The sequence below is a fragment of the Ruegeria sp. AB5 genome (assembly GCF_056542645.1).
The window spans coordinates 99062-115934 of record NZ_JBQGAE010000009.1 but is presented as its reverse complement, the minus strand read 5'-3'; the positions used below and the strand labels follow the sequence as shown (position 1 = coordinate 115934).

The window sequence follows — 16873 nt, the reverse complement described above, 5'->3', positions numbered from 1 at the left end:
AGCGGGCCGCTCATTTCAATGGCCAAGGCAAGCTGACCGTGTCCTGTAACAGACCCGGAGGGAAATCGCGGTTGAGAGCACCCGCCATCAGGCACATGAAGCCGATACCGCACGCGGTCAGGATCAAAGTCATCTGCCAGCTGGCGCCGGCCCTGACGCGGAAAAACGCGATCAGGAAACCCAACAGAGCAAGAATAAAGCCCACCACCCAGGTTGCCGCGATCAGGCTGGCGAACCACGCCAGAGTGGACCACAGACCATGAGGTGCAGCGGCGTCTTCACCTGCGATTTCCTTGTCGGCAAAAATCGCATCACCCTCGGGCCGCCGCATCATCTGGATCAACAGGATCACACAGCAGAACAAGGAGACACCGCCGATCACCAGCGGGATGATCTTGTCGGTCATGTTGTAGTCAGGGATCATATTTGCGTTGACCAAGGCGACGATCAGATAGGCCATGATCACCAGCAGAAAGATCAGCGGCGCGCGCTTCGTCCCCGCCTGAACGTCACCTTCAGCCATGATCATCTTGGCCTGTCGGATGCCCAGAATGACCGAGACAACCGTGACTACGATCAAAACGATGACGATGGGGCTGAAGACATATTCCATCCCCTCGCCAAAGCTTTTGCGGAACCTAAATGAGGCAATCTGGAAAGCCTGATTGGTGAATTTCTCGACCGGGTTCGACAAAACAAATCCAATCAGGAAAGCCGGGCGCGACCAGTCGAAACGGCGCAGGAAGATGCCGATCAGACCAATTACAAACAAGGCCAGTAGGTCTTCGAAGTTTTGACCTGACTGGAATGCTGCAAAGCTGATCAGCATGAACAGGAATGGGGCTAGATATGTGAAGCGGATGGTGGTCAGCTTGGCGATCCCGCCCGAGGCCGCGATGCACAGGATGGTACCCACCACGTTGGCCAGCGCCAGCAACCAGACGATCGAATAAGTGATGTCAAGATTGTCCTGAAGCATGCTGGGACCAACCTCGATATCCCCTGATCCCAAAAGTGCAACCGCGCCGATGAAAATGGCCATCGAGCCCGAGCCGGGGATACCGAACAGAAGCGTCGGAACCAGACCGCCGCCTTCCTTGGCGTTGTTCGAGCTTTCCGGGCCGATAACCCCGCGCACTTCGCCCTTTCCGAAGTTGCTTTTGTCCTTGGTCGATTGCACAGAGTGGCCATAGGCGATCCAGTCGACAACAGAACCTCCGAGGCCTGGGATGACGCCAACGACCACGCCAATGATCGAACAGCGGACCGACAACCAGATGTTCGCAAACCAGTCTTTGACGCCGTCCAGCCATCCAGCCCCCAGTGAGGCCCCTTTGGCAATGGACCGGTCTTGTCGTAGCAAAGAAACGATCTCGGGAACGGCAAAAATACCCAGACCGACAATGACAAGTTTCAAGCCATCCGTCAGATAGGGAATGTCATAGGTAGCCATCCGTAGCGAGCCGCCAGCATCGGCTTCGCCAATCGTTCCAACCATCAGGCCCAACCCGGCAGCAGCCACGCCTTTCAGGGGGATACGCCCGGCCAGAATGGCAACCATCGACAAGCCGAGTATGGTGATCATCAACATCTCTGGCAGTCCAAAGGCCAGAACGATCGGACGTGCGATGAGGATGAACATCGTCAGGAAGGTCGCGCCCACGAGCCCGCCGAACAGAGACGAAGAAAAGGCCGCAGACAATGCCCGCGCTGCCTCGCCCTTTTTCGCCATAGGGAAACCGTCCAGCACCGTGGCCTGTGAAGCCGAGCTGCCGGGAATACCCATCAGGACGGACGCAAAAGTGTCCGAGGTCGGCACCACCGCGACCATTCCGATCATCAGCGCCAAACCCAGGATCGGGTCCATTCCGAACATGAATGGCAGTAGCAGCGACAGACCAGCAATGCCTCCGAGGCCCGGAAAGACACCCACGGCCAAGCCCATAACGACACCAAGCACTAGGTAGCCCAGAACGATGGGTTGCAGGATTAGACCCCACGCATCTCCAAGCGCAGGTAGAGCGGTGGCGAAAACCTCCATAGCGGCCGCCTTTCATTAAATTGTCATGTGTGCAGAAAAGCGCACGCCCTAGACTGGGCGCGCGCTGCGGCGTGTCGGCTTAGTTCAGCTCGACGCCATAAGCGTCTTTCAGCCAGTTCAGGACATATTGCTTGGCATTGTCATCAACGTTTGTCGCTGTTTGCAGCGCTGACTTGGAGCCGTCGCCTACGAACACAGGGTACTTCCCAACACGCTTGGAGGAGATGTCCGCAAAATCACCACGCTCGGTCACCGCTTGGAAGGCCGCTGTATAGGCATCAACCACCTCTTGCGGTGTGTCACCCGGCAGGAAAGCCAGTTTCTGAACCGGGAAACCCGCAACGAAGAAGGCTTTCCATGCGTCCCATGCCTCACCGCTGGTTTCGCAGCCATCGGTCGCTTCGCAAACCTCTTTAAAGGTCGGAATGCCCGGGAAGGTTGGATCGCGCACGATATTGCCGTCGGCATCCAGCGCACCCCATGTCATCATCGGGACGGCCTGACCGGCCTCGACCAGCGGGGCTGAACCACCCAGATAACCAGAAGAAGTTTGATAGTCGATATTCGCCTCGCCGCGCTCAAACATCAATCGTCCGTCTCCCCGGCCTTTGATGCCAAAAACTGGCTCAACATTCATGCCCAGCATCTGCCACGCCAATAGCGGCACGAGATCCAGACGGGTCGCGCCTTGCGAACCGTAGATGAAATTGGTGTCCTTCAGAGCGTTGGCGGACCCGTCAAACTTGGCCCCGTCTTCGGCATTCAGATAGGCAACACCGCCGGTTCCGGACGCCATGACGGGAATCCAGTCGTTATACTCATAGCGTACGCGCGGATCGCTCAGCAGGTAGGGAAACTGGGTCGAACCGGATGTCCCGAAAAGTAGCGTACCATCATCATGGCTTTGCTCCTGAAACCAATTCGCCCCTTTGGTAGATCCTGCACCGGGCATGAACTTAACCACGACGGTCGGTTGACCGGGCAGCGCCTCGGACAAAAGCGGCGCAAAGAAATTGGCCCATTTGGCAGACCCGCCCGTTTCCGAGAACGGAATGACCCATTCGATAGTCTTGCCTGAGAAATCGACCTCTGCGGTTGCAGGCGCGACAAGTCCGGCAGCCGCGATCAGCCCCACGACAGCGCGACGTGTGAAATTGGAAATGGCCATTGGTTCCTCCCTGTTGACCAGACAACCACGCCAGCGCCCTCCGCGCCACCATGATCGCAAATAGAACTGTGGGGTTGATTCCCCCTCCCATCTGGCAATCATGGAGCGCCAACCTTGCGCGAAACTTGCAGGAGCCCGAATGCGGATCGTCATCGTCGAGGATAATGAGACCCTTGCCAACGCCATTGCGTATCGCCTGCGCGATCGAGGCCATGCCGCAGATGTGCTGACGGATGGTGACGCTGCTGAAGTGTATCTGCTACAGGAGGGGGCGGATCTGATCGTTCTGGACATCAACTTGCCAGGCCGGTCAGGGCTCGATATCTTGCGGTCCCTGCGCAACCGGGGCGACAGCGTCCCCGTCATTCTGCTGACTGCGCGCACCGAGACCAGTGACCGGGTTTCCGGACTGGATATGGGCGCGGACGACTACCTGGTCAAACCCTTCGAGATGGATGAGCTTGAGGCCCGCATCCGTGCACTGTCCCGCCGCAAACAACTGGATTACGGCGCCCGCGAGATCATCGGAAAGCTGGAATTTGACCGTACTGCCCGTCAGGTCAGCGCAAATGGGCAGGTGTTAGACGTGCCGCGGCGGGAAATGGCCGTGCTTGAATGCCTTCTGGAACGTCGCGGCAGGATTGTCCCCAAAAGCCAGCTGACGGATTACGTTTATGGCGTGGGCGCAGATGTCGAAGCATCCGCTGTAGAACCTCATGTATCGCGGTTGCGCAAACGCCTTCAGAACCTTGACATAAGGATCAAGACCGCCCGTGGCCTTGGGTATTTGCTTGAGGTGCAGAAGTGATCAGGCATGGTTCGCTCAGGCTCAGGCTGTTCATTTTGATCCTGACGCCATTGGTGCTACTCGCAATCTTGCTTGGATACTGGCGCTACACGGTTGCTCAGCAAACGGCACAGGAACTTTTTGACGACAGCCTGCTATCCGCCGGTCTGGCGATCTCGCGCGATGTCGCGGTATCAGATGGCGATGCCCTGTCCCCAACCACACGTAGCATGATCCGTGACGCATCGGGTGGAGAGATTTTCTATCACGTGACCGGACCCGGCGGAATATACGTGACCGGGTACGCATATCCTCCGGCCTCGGCAAACCCGACAGAGCAGAAAGTTTACCAACCGCAGTTTTTCGAGGCCGTCTATTGGGACGAGCCGGTGCGCGTTCTGAAAATGACCGAACGTGTAACACTAGACAATCTGGTTGGGGATGCGACGGTCACGGCATGGCAACGCATCGCGGATCGCAACGCTTTTGCCAACGAATTGTCGATCCGCGCAGCGATCCTGATGGGCATCCTGCTGGCCACCCTAGCCTTTGTCGTTTGGTTCGGCGTCGCGCGCGGCCTGCGACCGTTGCTGGATTTGCAGGACGCCATTGATCTGCGCTCACCCGACGACCTCAGCGAGATCAAACGCGCGGTCCCGGTCGAAGTCCACGGTATTGTTCGGACCCTGAACCGGCTGTTCGGGCAGGTCGAACACAGCATCAACGCCCACCAGGTATTTATCTCGGAAGCCGCGCATCAATTGCGAAATCCGGCGGCCGCAGTCCAGTCCATGGCCGAGGCATTGCGAGACGCGAAAACGGATGCGGACAGGGACAAACGCGTTGTCGAGCTTGTGGCAGCAGCAAAGAATTCGGCCACGGTTGCGGAACAGCTATTGTCACTGGAACGACTGCGGCAACCCACGCATCACGATCAGATGGATAAGATTGATTTCCGCTTGGTCGTAGAAGAAGCCGGCGCCGAGATGGGCGTGCACATCCTTGCGAAAGGTATCGACTTCGAGGTCACCATGCCAGACACGTCGGTCATGGTGTCAGGCGACCGAGTGTTCTTGACCGAGGCAATAAAGAATCTGCTGGACAACGCAGTTAAGCACGGTGGCGCTGGGTTGAGCCGAATTTCAGTTGTGCTGTGCTGTGACGCCGGATACGTCAAGCTAACGGTAGCCGACGACGGAACAGGGCTTTCGCCCGACCAAAGCGAAGCGGCATTCAGTCGGTTTTCGCAGCTGGAGTTTTCCGAAGGCAGCGGTTTGGGGTTGTCTATTGTCTCAGCTGTGGCGAAGCGCCATGGAGGAACCGTCGAAATCAACAAAGTCGACAAAGGAGCGAGTGTTACGCTTGAGCTTCCTATAGCCCTGTAAATCGTGTCGAGTTTTGCTGGGAACCCGTTACCCGCAGCGATCTAAGCGCATTCTTTTCTGTTGCGGCGAATTTCGTGACAGCCTGCGCAAGGATGGCATTGATTTTGACATCCTCTGAGGTCAGCCATCGCGCCCAACAGAATCCGCACCAACCAGCTTCACAAGACACGATCACATGGTCGAGTCGATCGCCAGTTGCGGCCGCGCGGGTAAGATGCTCGTTAATCGCTGATTCAAGGCTAATTTCACCGGTGAGTTGGTTTTCGTGATCCCGGATTGTGGCGAGCCAAGCACCCACGCGTGAAAACCCACGACTTGTTGTTCAACTCAATCGCGAGGACGAGCGTGATATCGTAGTGAATTGGTGTTGGCGCATGGAAGAGGTTCTGAGCGATTGAGCGACAAACCTCTTGGCAAGTGCATGATTGCATTGGAACAATGACAGGAGAGCGAAATGGAACACTGTTTCGTCGGAATGGGTGTACCGAAAGCCGAGATATCGAATTGCGTGTGCGATAGGAACAGATAAACCGTGTTTGCGGCTAGACCCAGATGTGATCTGTTGGGCGCTGCACAAACTCGGTGGCCTCATCCATCGCGTCGTCCTCAAAACCGGTCGAATGGCGAACTGGCTTTATACCTATCTGTCGAATCGGGTTCTGCCAATGGTTTACAGTGACGTGCGCTAGGCGCAAACAGTTCAGAAGCAGATGCACAACAAGACCGAAACCAACGATATCGCCATGATAGTCGAGTTGCCGCGCGCAGGGTTCTTCAGGAAATCGAGATCGAGAACCGACTCGCTCAGGAAGGTGGCTTAGAAGTCCTGCGTGAGTTTTGAAAACAACATTCGAGGTTTGCTAGCCAGTTTTGAACTGCGGCTCCCAAAGCATCTTCAATTCAACGAAGGATGAACCCGCGCAATCCTGAAAGACATGCCGGTTTTGTCCAATGTCGTCCTACCTTTGCTCGGCTTGGCGACAGTAGCCCTGTGATAAGCGGTAGCCCTGAGCAAAGAAATCGTGCGCCAGCGCATGGTGTAAAACGGTATCCTGAAACGGATCACGATCGACAAAAAAAGTGCTAACGCCGCCGGGATCGAAGAAGTCAACAAGATGCTAAAAGTCTATTGGTACCCGGTTCCGATTGTCATGCTGATGCGAAAGCATCTCAATAGTATAGTAGAAAGGGACCGCCGTTTCATCAAAAGACGCACTCGACCGTTTCTGGAGTTCAAATCCTTCGCTTCAGCGGTGGCATCACTTGATGGATTCGAACTGGTACACAAGATCCGGAAACAGCAATTCAATAGCTCTGAGACGTCTGGATTTCAGCGATTGACCGAGACTGCAAGATGCTGCGCCCAGTAATTCATCGCATCTGGCCATTCCAAAGTTTGCGACGCATCCTCATTCTGTTGATCGACGGTAGCCGAATGCTGGCAACAAAATCTGAGCACGAACCACATTCCTAGCGTACAGGGCAAACCGATGACAAATTGGGAGAAATTCGGATTATCTGGGACAGCGAAGGGCGTCTAGTAAGTGCTTCCATAGAAATAAACTGAGCAGGCACATTGGTTGCAGCAGCCAGCGCCTCCGCCAATGGGACACCGACCTGCTCAGTCAGAACCCGAATGGCCGTTGTCAGATCAAGATCCGCCCCTGCCAATGTGCCGTCCTGCAATGTTAGCCGGCCATGTTCCCGGCGGATTAACCGGCCCTCAAGGCGGAATTCAGAACTCGATGTCCCGGCAACTGCCATCGCGTCGCTGACAAGGAAGATTTGCCCCGGTCCTCTTTTTGCCTTCCATGCAGCGCGCATGGCTTCCGGATGCACATGTATCCCATCCGCGATCAAGCCCGCGGACATCTCGCGACATGAAAGTGCTGCACCGACAAGGCCCGGTTCACGATTGCCAAGCTGGCTCATTGCATTGAACAAATGCGTCGCACAACGGGCACCGGCCTTAGCATACGCCAAGCATGTATCAAATGCTGCATCCGTATGGCCCAGCGACACAATTACCCCGGCACGCGCCATTGCCTGGACCTGATCGGTGGTGACGTTTTCCGGCGCTACCGTGACCATTAGAGCGGGCAGGCTTTGTGCGGCCGACAGGATCAGGGCGAGATCTTCACCCTCCATTGGGCGAATGAAACCAGCATCATGCGCACCTTTTCTGCGCACGGACAAGTGCGGACCTTCCAGATGCAATCCTGCAATACCCTGAATGCCAGCACCAACAGCCTCAATCGCAGCGTCTATGGCTGCCCGGGTTTTTTCACCCGAATCCGTGATCAGCGTAGGCAGGATCGACGTTGCGCCGAGCGCGCGATGGGCCGAAGCTATTCGGGCCAATGTCGGAACCGAGGGATCGTCGTTGAACATAACCCCACCACCACCATTGACCTGCAGATCGACATAGCCCGGGCTGAGGATGTCGCCGGCCAGATCCTCTGCCACTTCACGCGATGATACTTCGGCTTCGGGTACAAGTGACGTCAAGACACCATCGACAAACCGGGCAGCCATGCCAACATGCAGGTCGCGACCATCAAAGACTGGCCCTCCGGCAAACGTGATCTCCGCGCCCGTCATACCGTTTCAGTTACCTTCTTCAGATGTCGCGGCGCGTCCGGGTTGATACCCCGGGACACCGCAACAGTTTCAACCAGCCCATAGAATGACGTGATCGCCGCGACCGGATCCGTTATCCAGTGCGCCGTTCTGAAATGTGGTAATGACGTTGCATGCTTCACCAAATCTGACGTCGCAAAAACACGCGCGCCTTTCGAAGACAAGGCATCAGCAACTTCGGTAATGTTTGCTTCCGCCGCATCGCCTGATGCAAAGACCAGTACCGGGAACCCCTGATCCACGATCGAGACGGGCCCATGCAGCACCTCGGCCGAAGAATAGCTTTCCGCATGGATCTGACAGGTTTCCTTGAATTTCAAAGCGGCTTCGTTGGAAATCGCCCAGGACATTCCGCGCCCCAGGGTGAACAAGGACTGCCCGTCTATCGCTTCCACAACGGCCCCCCAGTCACAACTGACGGCATGATGCAGCACTTCGGGAAGGCCGCGGATTGACGCGAGCAAATCTTCGTCTTGCTTGATCTCGGCCAACAGCCACAACCCTGTGACCAATGAGGTCACAAAAGTCTTGGTCGCGGCGACGCTCAGCTCGGGTCCCGCGTGGATTGGCAAAGTGGACGAGGCAGCTGCGGCCAAGGCGGACCCGGTGTTGTTGGTAATCGCAACAGAATAAGCACCACCTTTGGTCAGCGACTTTGTAAGCTGAACAATATCGGGGCTCTGCCCCGACTGCGATACCGAAATACAAAGGGCCCGATTGCACCGCATGTCGACATCATAGATCGATTTCACCGATGGGCCGACCGAGGCCATGGGCAAACCCAACAACAACTCGGACGCGTATTTCAGATAACTGCATGCATGATCGGATGACCCGCGCGCGACCGAGATCAGAAACAACGGATCATGGGCGCGCGCCGCCGCAGCGGCAGCTTTGATCGCACCAGCATCATCGGTCAGCAACCTGTCTATCGCGTCGGGTATCTCATTGATCTCCCTGCGCATCTGGGTAGTGTTTGAGGACATTGTGCGGGCCTTTCAGTTTGACAGGCGCAGTTCGGCTACGAAATCGTAAGCCTCGCCCAGGTAGACCGAGCGAGTCAGCTCAGCCACCCGCCCGCTTTCAAGATAAGAGGTTCGCTGAATGCGAAGCCCGGCTGTGCCTTCTGCCACATCAAGCAACTCAGCCTCTGTGGCACCAAGGTTGATGGCCGAAATTTTCTGAATCGCACGTACCGGGCGATGCCCCAGCTCTTCCAGAACGGCGTATAGCGAACCCGACACCTCGGTCGGGTTGGGAAGAATATCCAGCGGCAGTGCGGCACGCTCCAGTGCCATTGGGCGGCCATCTGCCTGGCGCAGCCGATGAATGCGCGCGACTTGTTCGCTGCCTGACAATCCAAGCGCCATCATCTCTTCTGGTGAGGGCAGGAATATTCCGCGCTCCAGCCACGTGGAACTCGTTTTCAGGCCCCGCCTTTCCATGTCTTCGGTAAATGAAGTCAGATGGGACAGGGATTGTTCGACCCGCGCCACCGGTTCCCGCACAAACGATCCTGACCCTTGCCGCTGCTCTATCGCTCCCTTGCGCACCAGTTCCTGAATCGCCTTGCGCACGGTTACGCGCGACAGATCGGTCAGCTCAGCGATTTCACGTTCGGGTGGCAGTGAGCTGTTGGGGGGCAGAACACCGTCCTCAATCCCCTGCTCTAGCCGTTGCCGCAGTTGCACATAGCGCGGACCCGCGGTCTGGCCCAACCAGCCTTTGGGTCGCAGAAAATCAGCAACGCTCATTTAGAATCTCCTCTCGGAACTCAGATGCAAGGGCAAGAGCCCCGTCCATCGGATCACCCAACGGCTGGGCCAAATCGGCCTGCATCTGAGCGGGCAGGTACGGGCCGTAAAAAGGCCCGATGCCACCTGTCAAACACACCGTTCGTCCCGGCTGCCATCCCATGTGGTGTATCCGGTCTGATAAATACTCGGCCCCTTCCCGCAGGATTGCCTGCGCGGATCCGTCGCCGTTTTCAGCCCGCCCCGTCACCAATGGTGCAATCGCGCCAAACGCGCCGGGCGACATGTTCGATGCGGCATGCACAATGCCCACTCCCCCTTTGAACCGGTCGCATAGTTCACGAAACAGATCCGATTGAGGTATCATGCCATCAAGGCTGTCGAGAGTTTTTGAAAGCGCCAACCGTCCGACCCATTGGGCCGAAGCCTGATCCCCCAATACCGCACCCCACCCTCCGGCAAAGAGAGTTTTGCCGACGATTTGCGCCGCTAAAAACGACCCGGTTCCGCAATGTGCGACAACGCCGTCGCCCGCGCCCAGAGCACCCCGCAAGGCAGAAGGGCGGTCATCTGCAATTCGAACACGAAGAAACGGAAGTCGGGCGGAAAGACGATCAGCTATCTCTTGCCCGGTTATGCCAGCAAGCCCGAGGTAGGCCGGGATTCCAGGCAGGTCATGGGCCGAAATCCCGGCTTGCCCCACCAGCGAGGCAAGACCGGCCTGAATCTCAGCACACGCTGCATCAAAATCAGTAAAGACGTTGGCCGCGCCCACTTCGATCTTCTGAACCTTTCGGCCATCAGACAAAGCAATACGGCAGCGTGTGCCGCCGCCATCCACGGCCAGGTGATAGGTATCAGGAACGCGAGTCATATAAAACCTTTATAATACCTTTTACCTCATTTGAAGACCTAATTACAACCAAATCGGCAAAATGGGGGTTAATTATCATGAAATCCTTGCCAAAAATAAAAATGGTAGACTAATGGTATCTAAAAGGTATGATGCTGAAATCCGAGGGGGAGAATCACGTGACACCGCCAGTGACAGAGCAATTGCACAAAGACGCCGTTGGGCTGGATGCCCGACCACTGGCTGAAGTTGCTGAGCTTTTGGGCCGGTCTCAGGCCGACGCCGCACGGGCGCCTCTTGATTCCATCGACGAAATCTGCACCGGCGCATTGGCTATGGCGCACACGATCAGAACTGGCGGTGTGTTACGCTATCTGGCTGCGGGCTCCTCGGGCCTGATGGCTGCGTCGGACGCGTTAGAACTCGGTGGTACGTTTTCGATACCGGCCGCACAGATCCGCATTCATATGGCAGGCGGGCTACCTACGGGGTCTGAGATGCCCGGCGAGTCCGAAGACACCGACGATACGCTTGAGCAAGAGCTTTCTGATCTAAGCCCGTCCGACACCATGATCGCCGTCTCGGCGAGTGGCACGACACCATACACCGTGGCAGCGGTCAATTTCGCCAAAAACCGTGGATGCAAGGTAATCGGAATTGCGAACAATGCAGGGGCAACTCTGTTGCGTTTGGCCGATCACGCAATCCTGCTTGCCACACCGCCCGAGCTTGTGTCCGGCTCGACCCGGATGGGAGCCGGTACCGCGCAAAAGATAGCACTGAACATGTTGTCGACACTGATGGCCGTTGATTTGGGTCATATCCAGGACGGCATGATGATCAATCTGCGGGCCGACAATGACAAGCTGCGCGTCAGGGCGAACGGTATCGTCTGTCAGTTGACCGGAGTTTCCCCCGATCTGGCCGAGCAGGCATTGATCCGGGCCGGTGGAAATCTGAAATGCGCTGCGTTGCTGACCGCAGGTGTATCAACCACAGCCGAAGCAGAAGATATCTTAAGAAAAACCAACGGTCACCTTCGCCCTGCGCTGGAACGACTGAACAAAACCAAACCATAAACCTGGGAGAAACTAAATGACACGCAAAGTTCTAAGCCTCGCACTGTTGAGCACCGCGCTGGTCACCAGCGCCTACGCACAAGAGGCTACGCTGACGATTGAAAGCTGGCGCAATGACGATCTGGCCTTGTGGCAAGACAAGATCATCCCGGCGTTCGAGGCCGAACATCCGGGCATCAAGGTGGTCTTCTCACCGTCTGCACCTGCCGAATACAACGCGGTATTGAATTCAAAGCTCGAAGCTGGATCAGCCGGTGACCTGATCACCTGCCGGCCCTTCGATGCCTCGCTGGCGCTGTATGAAGCGGGCCACCTGACCAACCTGTCTGATCTGGAGGCGATGGGCAACTTCTCGGATGTGGCCAAATCTGCGTGGCAGACCGATGACGCATCAGCCAGCTTCTGCGTACCGATGGCATCGGTGATCCATGGCTTCATCTACAACAAAGACGCGTTCAACGAGCTTGGTCTGGAAGTTCCGACCACAGAGGCCGAGTTCTTTGCCGCGCTCGAGAAGATCAAGGAAGACGGCACCTATATTCCGATGGCTATGGGCACCAACGATCAGTGGGAAGCCGCCACCATGGGCTACAACAACATCGGCCCAAACTATTGGAAAGGTGAGGAAGGCCGCCTGGCGCTGATCAAAGGGGACCAGAAACTGACGGACCCTCAGTGGGTTGCCCCTTATGCGACACTGGCGAAGTGGGGCGGCTATCTGGGCGACGGATATGAGGCGCAGACCTATCCCGACAGCCAGAACCTCTTCACCCTGGGCCGCGCTGCGATCTACCCTGCAGGAAGCTGGGAAATCTCGGGCTTCAACACGCAGGCAGATTTTGAGATGGGTGCGTTCAAACCACCGGTTCAGAACGCGGGCGATACCTGTTACATCTCAGACCACACCGATATAGGCATCGGTATGAACGCAGCCAGCGAGAACCAAGAGGCTGCACGCACGTTCCTGGCCTGGGTCGCAACCCCTGAATTTGCCAGTATCTTTGGCAACGCTCTCCCCGGCTTCTTCCCGCTGTCGAGCACACCGGTCGAACTGGAAGACCCGCTGGCTAAGGAAATCGTTGGTTGGCGTGAGGAATGCGAAAGCACGATCCGCTCGACTTATCAGATCCTGTCGCGCGGTACACCAAACCTCGAAAACGAGACCTGGGGCGCGTCCGTTGCGGCGATCAAGGGAGCAGAAACACCCGAAACGCTTGGTCAGCAACTGCAAGATGGCCTGGCCAGCTGGTACGCCCCGCATCAGTAAAGCCTCAGCAACATCTACCGGACGCGGCCGCCGCGTCCGACCTTCCCCTCGGAGTTCCCCATGCAAACCCGCCGTATCAGATGGCATATCGCCGTATTCCTTGCGCCTGCCGTGCTGGTTTATACGGCGGTGATGATCTTCCCCCTGTTCAACACGCTGCGACTGGCGCTTTTCACCGAGGTTGATCAAACCCGCATCTACGTCGGATTGGAAAACTTCCGCACGCTATTCTTTGATCCGATCTGGTCCAAGCAATTCTGGAACGCTTTGGGCAACAATTTCTGGTTCTTCCTGATCCACATGCTGGTACAAAACCCAATCGGAGTCGCTCTTGCCGCGATCCTATCGCATCCGCGATTGAGGTTCGCCGCACTCTATCGCTCTGCAATCTTCATTCCTACAATCCTCAGCTTCGTGATCGTAGGCTTTGCCTGGAAGCTGATCCTGTCCCCACTCTGGGGCATTGCCCCATCCATGCTGGACGCGGTCGGGTTGAAGTTCTTGTTCGCACCCTGGCTGGGTAGAGAGGAATACGCCCTAACCACGCTGGCGCTAGTCTCGGTCTGGCAGTTCGTCGGCATCCCGATGATGCTGATCTATGCCGCCCTGCTATCAATCCCCGAGGAAATCCTGGAGGCCGGAGAAATCGACGGTATCACCGGAGCGTCAGCGTTCTGGAAGATCAAATTGCCGTTGATCCTGCCCTCGATCGGCATCATCTCGATCCTGACATTTGTGGGCAACTTCAATGCGTTCGACCTGATTTATGTGTCACAGGGCGCCCTGGCGGGGCCGGATTTCTCGACCGACATCTTGGGCACGTTCATGTACCGCACCTTCTTCGGCTTTCAGCTGCAACTGGGCGATCCACATATGGGATCAGCCATCGCGGGGGCCATGTTCGCGATCATCCTTGTGGGTGTCTGCATCTACCTCTTCGGCATCCAGACCCGGATGCGCCGGTATCAGCTGTGAGGGTATGACGATGAACAAGGCACGCCGCAACCCGCTGAACACTGCCGCCATGCACGGGGCGCTGATTTTCTATACGCTGATCGCCCTGTTCCCGGTCTTTGTGATCATTATCAACAGTTTCAAAACACGCCGCGCAATCTTTCGCGAACCGCTGGCCCTACCCGATGCCGAGAGTTTCTCGCTGATCGGCTATCAGACGGTGATGAAACAAGGAGACTTTTTCCTCTACTTCCAGAACTCACTTATCGTGACCGTGGTGTCTCTGGCCTTCGTCCTGCTATTTGGTGCAATGGCCGCCTTTGCCCTCAGTGAATACAAGTTCAAGGGTAACACCCTGATGGGGCTTTATCTTGCGCTTGGGATCATGATCCCGATCCGCATCGGTACCGTCGCAATCCTCGAGATGATGGTGGCGACCGGGTTGGTCAACACTCTCTGGGCGCTGATACTTGTTTACACGGCGCAGGGGCTGCCGCTGGCAGTGTTCATCCTGTCAGAGTTCATGCGACAGGTTTCCGATGATCTGAAAAACGCAGGCCGGGTCGACGGCCTGTCAGAATACACGATCTTCTTCCGGCTGGTTCTGCCGCTGGTTCGTCCCGCAATGGCAACTGTCGCGGTGTTCAACATGATCCCAATATGGAATGACCTCTGGTTCCCGCTGATCCTCGCCCCGTCTGAAGCGACCAAAACCCTAACACTGGGTAGCCAGGTCTTTATCGGACAGTTCGTTACAGACTGGAATGCAGTTCTGTCGGCGCTCAGCATGGCAATCCTGCCAGTTCTGGTCCTGTACGTCATCTTCTCGCGCCAACTGATCCGCGGCCTTACTTCAGGAGCTGTCAAATGACCCGAGTTCTGATCGCTGGCCTTGGCAATATGGGCCTGAGCCACGCGCTGGCCCACCATCGTCACCCGAACGCGCAGATCGTCGGACTTGTGAACCGATCGGGTCGCGTGGATCATCCTGATCTTGTTGGCTATCCGGCTTATTCAGAGTTTCAGGCCGCTCTGACAGAAACCAACCCTGATCTTGTGGTCGTTGCGACGTATTCTGACAGCCATGCGGATTTTGCCTGTGCCGCGATGGAGGCCGGGGCGCATGTCTTTGTCGAAAAGCCGCTGGCCACCACGGTCGCCGACGCCAGACGGGTTGTTGCAAAAGCGATCAAGACCAATCGCAAACTGGTGATCGGTTACATCCTGCGCCACCATCCGTCCTGGATGCGCCTGATCGCAGAAGCGCGCAACCTTGGCGGGCCATATGTCTTCCGCCTGAACCTAAACCAGCAGAGCAGCGGGGCCGAGTGGGAAACGCACAAAGCGCTGATGCAGACCACGTCTCCCATCGTCGATTGCGGTGTACACTATGTCGATGTGATGTGCCAGATCACAGACTCCGACCCGGTACGCGTACATGGCATGGGCCTGCGCCTGAGCGATGAGATCGCCGAAGACATGTATAATTACGGCCAGTTTCAAGTAATATTCGAAGACGGCTCGGTCGGCTGGTACGAGGCCGGTTGGGGACCAATGATGTCCGAAACCGCGTTCTTTGTGAAAGACATCGTCTCCCCTCACGGGTCGATCTCGATCACCGACGGCAACAAAGGCGCATCAGCCGATATTGACGGCCACACCAAGGTCGGCGGTATTTTGGTCCACCGCCCTGAGGGCGACCAACAGATCGACATCCCGAATGAGCCTGACCATCAGGAGCTTTGCGATGCCGAACAGTCTTACATGCTACGTGCCATCGCCGATGACACCGACCTGACTCGCCATATGAATGACGCCGTTCAATCTCTGGCCATCTGTCTGGCTGCCGATGAAAGTATCCGCACCGGCCAACCCATTTCGCTGAAAGAGGCATGCACATGACCGCCCTGACGCTGCAAAACGTGAACAAGTCCTTTGGCACTGTGGAGGTTCTCAAGGACATAAACATAGAAGTGGACGACGGCGAATTTGTGGTCTTCGTCGGACCATCGGGTTGCGGAAAATCAACCCTGTTGCGCGTGATAGCAGGGCTCGAGGATGTAACCTCGGGCGAGGTACGCATTGGCGGAGAGCTGATGAACCTCACCCCGCCCTCTAAACGCGGCATTGCGATGGTGTTCCAAAGCTATGCCCTCTACCCGCATCTGAACGTGCGTAAAAACATGTCGCTTGCGCTGAAACAGGAAGGCCAAAGCAAACAAGTCATCGAGGAGCGCGTCGCCAAGGCCAGCAAGATGCTGAACCTTGAACCTTACATTGACCGATATCCTTCGGAATTGTCTGGCGGCCAGCGCCAACGCGTGGCCATCGGCCGCGCTATCGTACGGGAACCCAAGCTATTCCTGTTCGACGAACCCCTGTCCAACCTCGATGCCGCTCTGCGTATGAACACACGGCTCGAAATCGCCAATCTGCACCAGCAGTTGGACGCGTCAATGATCTATGTGACACACGACCAGACCGAAGCGATGACGCTGGCAGATAAAATCGTCGTCCTGCGGGACGGACGCGTTGAACAGGTGGGCAGCCCGATGGAGCTCTACAACAACCCGGCCAATCAATTCGTAGCAGGCTTTCTTGGTGCGCCCTCGATGAATTTCTTCCCTTCCAGTCTGATCGGCGAACGTACTGACATGACGACAGGTATTCGCCCCGAAGACCTGTTTTTGGCGGATGACGGGTCGATTTCGGCCAATGTCACCCATGTCGAGCATCTAGGAGGAGACACCAACGTGGTCGCGATGGTTCAAAACCATCAGATCACGGCGCGCCTGTTTGGCCAGCATCAGGTTGTGGCAGGTCAACTGGTTCACTTCAAGTACGCGCAGGATCGAGTGTATCGTTTTGACATGGAAGGCGCGCGCCTGGATTGAACAACGGAACGCAAGCGTTACAGATCCGGACTTCCAATTGTACGACTGCTC

The 16873-nt window shown here is 56.6% G+C and carries 15 protein-coding genes; 9 read left to right on the top strand and 6 right to left on the bottom strand.

The features are described from left to right. Positions 1 to 10 precede the first annotated feature (10 nt). Both ACR0L4_RS15945 and ACR0L4_RS15940 read right to left on the bottom strand, forming a co-directional pair. On the bottom strand, positions 11 to 2041 hold the full coding sequence (locus ACR0L4_RS15945) for a tripartite tricarboxylate transporter permease (RefSeq protein ID WP_480514140.1): 2031 nt from the start codon (positions 2039 to 2041) through the stop codon (positions 11 to 13). 79 nt (positions 2042 to 2120) lie between these two features. Further along, positions 2121 to 3209 (bottom strand): type 2 periplasmic-binding domain-containing protein, encoded by a 1089-nt coding sequence (locus ACR0L4_RS15940; RefSeq protein ID WP_170752652.1) that lies wholly within the window; start codon positions 3207 to 3209, stop codon positions 2121 to 2123. Between the two features lie 139 nt (positions 3210 to 3348). On the opposite strand from ACR0L4_RS15940, the gene ACR0L4_RS15935 reads away from it, so the two are divergent. From ACR0L4_RS15935 to ACR0L4_RS15925, 3 genes are all read left to right on the top strand, one after another. Continuing rightward, a complete protein-coding gene (locus tag ACR0L4_RS15935) occupies positions 3349 to 4017 on the top strand; it encodes a response regulator transcription factor (protein ID WP_480514137.1) in 669 nt (222 codons plus the stop codon). Beyond that, positions 4014 to 5381, top strand: a complete 1368-nt coding sequence (locus ACR0L4_RS15930; protein WP_480514135.1) for a sensor histidine kinase — start codon at positions 4014 to 4016, stop codon at positions 5379 to 5381. Before ACR0L4_RS15935 ends, ACR0L4_RS15930 begins: the two co-directional genes overlap by 4 nt. 1049 nt (positions 5382 to 6430) lie before the next feature. Beyond that, positions 6431 to 6751, top strand: a complete 321-nt coding sequence (locus tag ACR0L4_RS15925) for a DDE-type integrase/transposase/recombinase (protein ID WP_480514174.1) — start codon at positions 6431 to 6433, stop codon at positions 6749 to 6751. Positions 6752 to 6851: 100 nt separating this feature from the next. Here ACR0L4_RS15925 and nagA read toward each other — a convergent pair whose 3' ends face one another. The 4 genes from nagA to ACR0L4_RS15905 are packed head-to-tail and all read right to left on the bottom strand — an operon-like array spanning position 6852 to position 10649. Beyond that, entirely contained in the window at positions 6852 to 7982 is a 1131-nt protein-coding gene (nagA, locus tag ACR0L4_RS15920) for an N-acetylglucosamine-6-phosphate deacetylase (RefSeq protein WP_480514133.1), read from the bottom strand. Continuing rightward, positions 7979 to 9007 (bottom strand): SIS domain-containing protein, encoded by a 1029-nt coding sequence (locus ACR0L4_RS15915; RefSeq protein ID WP_480514131.1) that lies wholly within the window; start codon positions 9005 to 9007, stop codon positions 7979 to 7981. Before ACR0L4_RS15915 ends, nagA begins: the two co-directional genes overlap by 4 nt. Before the next feature lie 12 nt (positions 9008 to 9019). After that, entirely contained in the window at positions 9020 to 9775 is a 756-nt protein-coding gene (locus ACR0L4_RS15910) for a GntR family transcriptional regulator (protein ID WP_170752662.1), read from the bottom strand. Continuing rightward, entirely contained in the window at positions 9762 to 10649 is an 888-nt protein-coding gene (locus ACR0L4_RS15905; RefSeq protein WP_480514129.1) for a glucosamine kinase nucleotide-binding domain-containing protein, read from the bottom strand. The genes ACR0L4_RS15910 and ACR0L4_RS15905 overlap by 14 nt, the downstream gene beginning before the upstream one ends. Before the next feature lie 158 nt (positions 10650 to 10807). Here ACR0L4_RS15905 and ACR0L4_RS15900 point away from each other — a divergent pair, with 158 nt between their 5' ends. From ACR0L4_RS15900 to ACR0L4_RS15875, 6 genes are read left to right on the top strand one after another with little or no spacing between them, the layout of a single operon-like run. Further along, complete coding sequence (locus ACR0L4_RS15900) at positions 10808 to 11707, top strand: N-acetylmuramic acid 6-phosphate etherase (protein ID WP_480514127.1); 900 nt, start codon at positions 10808 to 10810, stop codon at positions 11705 to 11707. Between the two features lie 16 nt (positions 11708 to 11723). After that, positions 11724 to 12974 carry an ABC transporter substrate-binding protein gene (locus tag ACR0L4_RS15895; protein ID WP_480514125.1) on the top strand — a complete coding sequence of 417 codons (1251 nt, stop codon included), beginning with the start codon at positions 11724 to 11726 and terminating at the stop codon, positions 12972 to 12974. Positions 12975 to 13034: 60 nt separating this feature from the next. Beyond that, a complete protein-coding gene (locus tag ACR0L4_RS15890) occupies positions 13035 to 13949 on the top strand; it encodes a carbohydrate ABC transporter permease (protein WP_480514123.1) in 915 nt (304 codons plus the stop codon). Positions 13950 to 13959: 10 nt separating this feature from the next. Beyond that, the gene (locus tag ACR0L4_RS15885) at positions 13960 to 14799 is read left to right on the top strand and encodes a carbohydrate ABC transporter permease (protein ID WP_480514121.1); all 840 of its coding nucleotides are present in this window, start codon (positions 13960 to 13962) and stop codon (positions 14797 to 14799) included. Continuing rightward, positions 14796 to 15830: a Gfo/Idh/MocA family protein gene (locus tag ACR0L4_RS15880; RefSeq protein ID WP_480514119.1), complete on the top strand. Its 1035-nt coding sequence runs from the start codon at positions 14796 to 14798 to the stop codon at positions 15828 to 15830. Before ACR0L4_RS15885 ends, ACR0L4_RS15880 begins: the two co-directional genes overlap by 4 nt. Then, a complete protein-coding gene (locus ACR0L4_RS15875; protein WP_170752676.1) occupies positions 15827 to 16822 on the top strand; it encodes an ABC transporter ATP-binding protein in 996 nt (331 codons plus the stop codon). The genes ACR0L4_RS15880 and ACR0L4_RS15875 overlap by 4 nt, the downstream gene beginning before the upstream one ends. Positions 16823 to 16873: the final 51 nt, after the last annotated feature.

What these genes read in the sequence shown, in the direction of transcription:
- ACR0L4_RS15880 (WP_480514119.1), top strand. Translation starts at nt 14,796, where the DNA reads ATGACCCGAGTTCTGATCGCTGGCCTTGGCAATATGGGCCTGAGCCAC.
- ACR0L4_RS15895 (WP_480514125.1), top strand. Translation starts at nt 11,724, where the DNA reads ATGACACGCAAAGTTCTAAGCCTCGCACTGTTGAGCACCGCGCTGGTC.
- ACR0L4_RS15905 (WP_480514129.1), bottom strand. Translation starts at nt 10,649, where the DNA reads ATGACTCGCGTTCCTGATACCTATCACCTGGCCGTGGATGGCGGCGGC.
- ACR0L4_RS15940 (WP_170752652.1), bottom strand. Translation starts at nt 3,209, where the DNA reads ATGGCCATTTCCAATTTCACACGTCGCGCTGTCGTGGGGCTGATCGCG.
- ACR0L4_RS15935 (WP_480514137.1), top strand. Translation starts at nt 3,349, where the DNA reads ATGCGGATCGTCATCGTCGAGGATAATGAGACCCTTGCCAACGCCATT.
- ACR0L4_RS15885 (WP_480514121.1), top strand. Translation starts at nt 13,960, where the DNA reads ATGAACAAGGCACGCCGCAACCCGCTGAACACTGCCGCCATGCACGGG.
- ACR0L4_RS15915 (WP_480514131.1), bottom strand. Translation starts at nt 9,007, where the DNA reads ATGTCCTCAAACACTACCCAGATGCGCAGGGAGATCAATGAGATACCC.
- ACR0L4_RS15875 (WP_170752676.1), top strand. Translation starts at nt 15,827, where the DNA reads ATGACCGCCCTGACGCTGCAAAACGTGAACAAGTCCTTTGGCACTGTG.
- nagA (WP_480514133.1), bottom strand. Translation starts at nt 7,982, where the DNA reads ATGACGGGCGCGGAGATCACGTTTGCCGGAGGGCCAGTCTTTGATGGT.
- ACR0L4_RS15890 (WP_480514123.1), top strand. Translation starts at nt 13,035, where the DNA reads ATGCAAACCCGCCGTATCAGATGGCATATCGCCGTATTCCTTGCGCCT.
- ACR0L4_RS15945 (WP_480514140.1), bottom strand. Translation starts at nt 2,041, where the DNA reads ATGGAGGTTTTCGCCACCGCTCTACCTGCGCTTGGAGATGCGTGGGGT.
- ACR0L4_RS15910 (WP_170752662.1), bottom strand. Translation starts at nt 9,775, where the DNA reads ATGAGCGTTGCTGATTTTCTGCGACCCAAAGGCTGGTTGGGCCAGACC.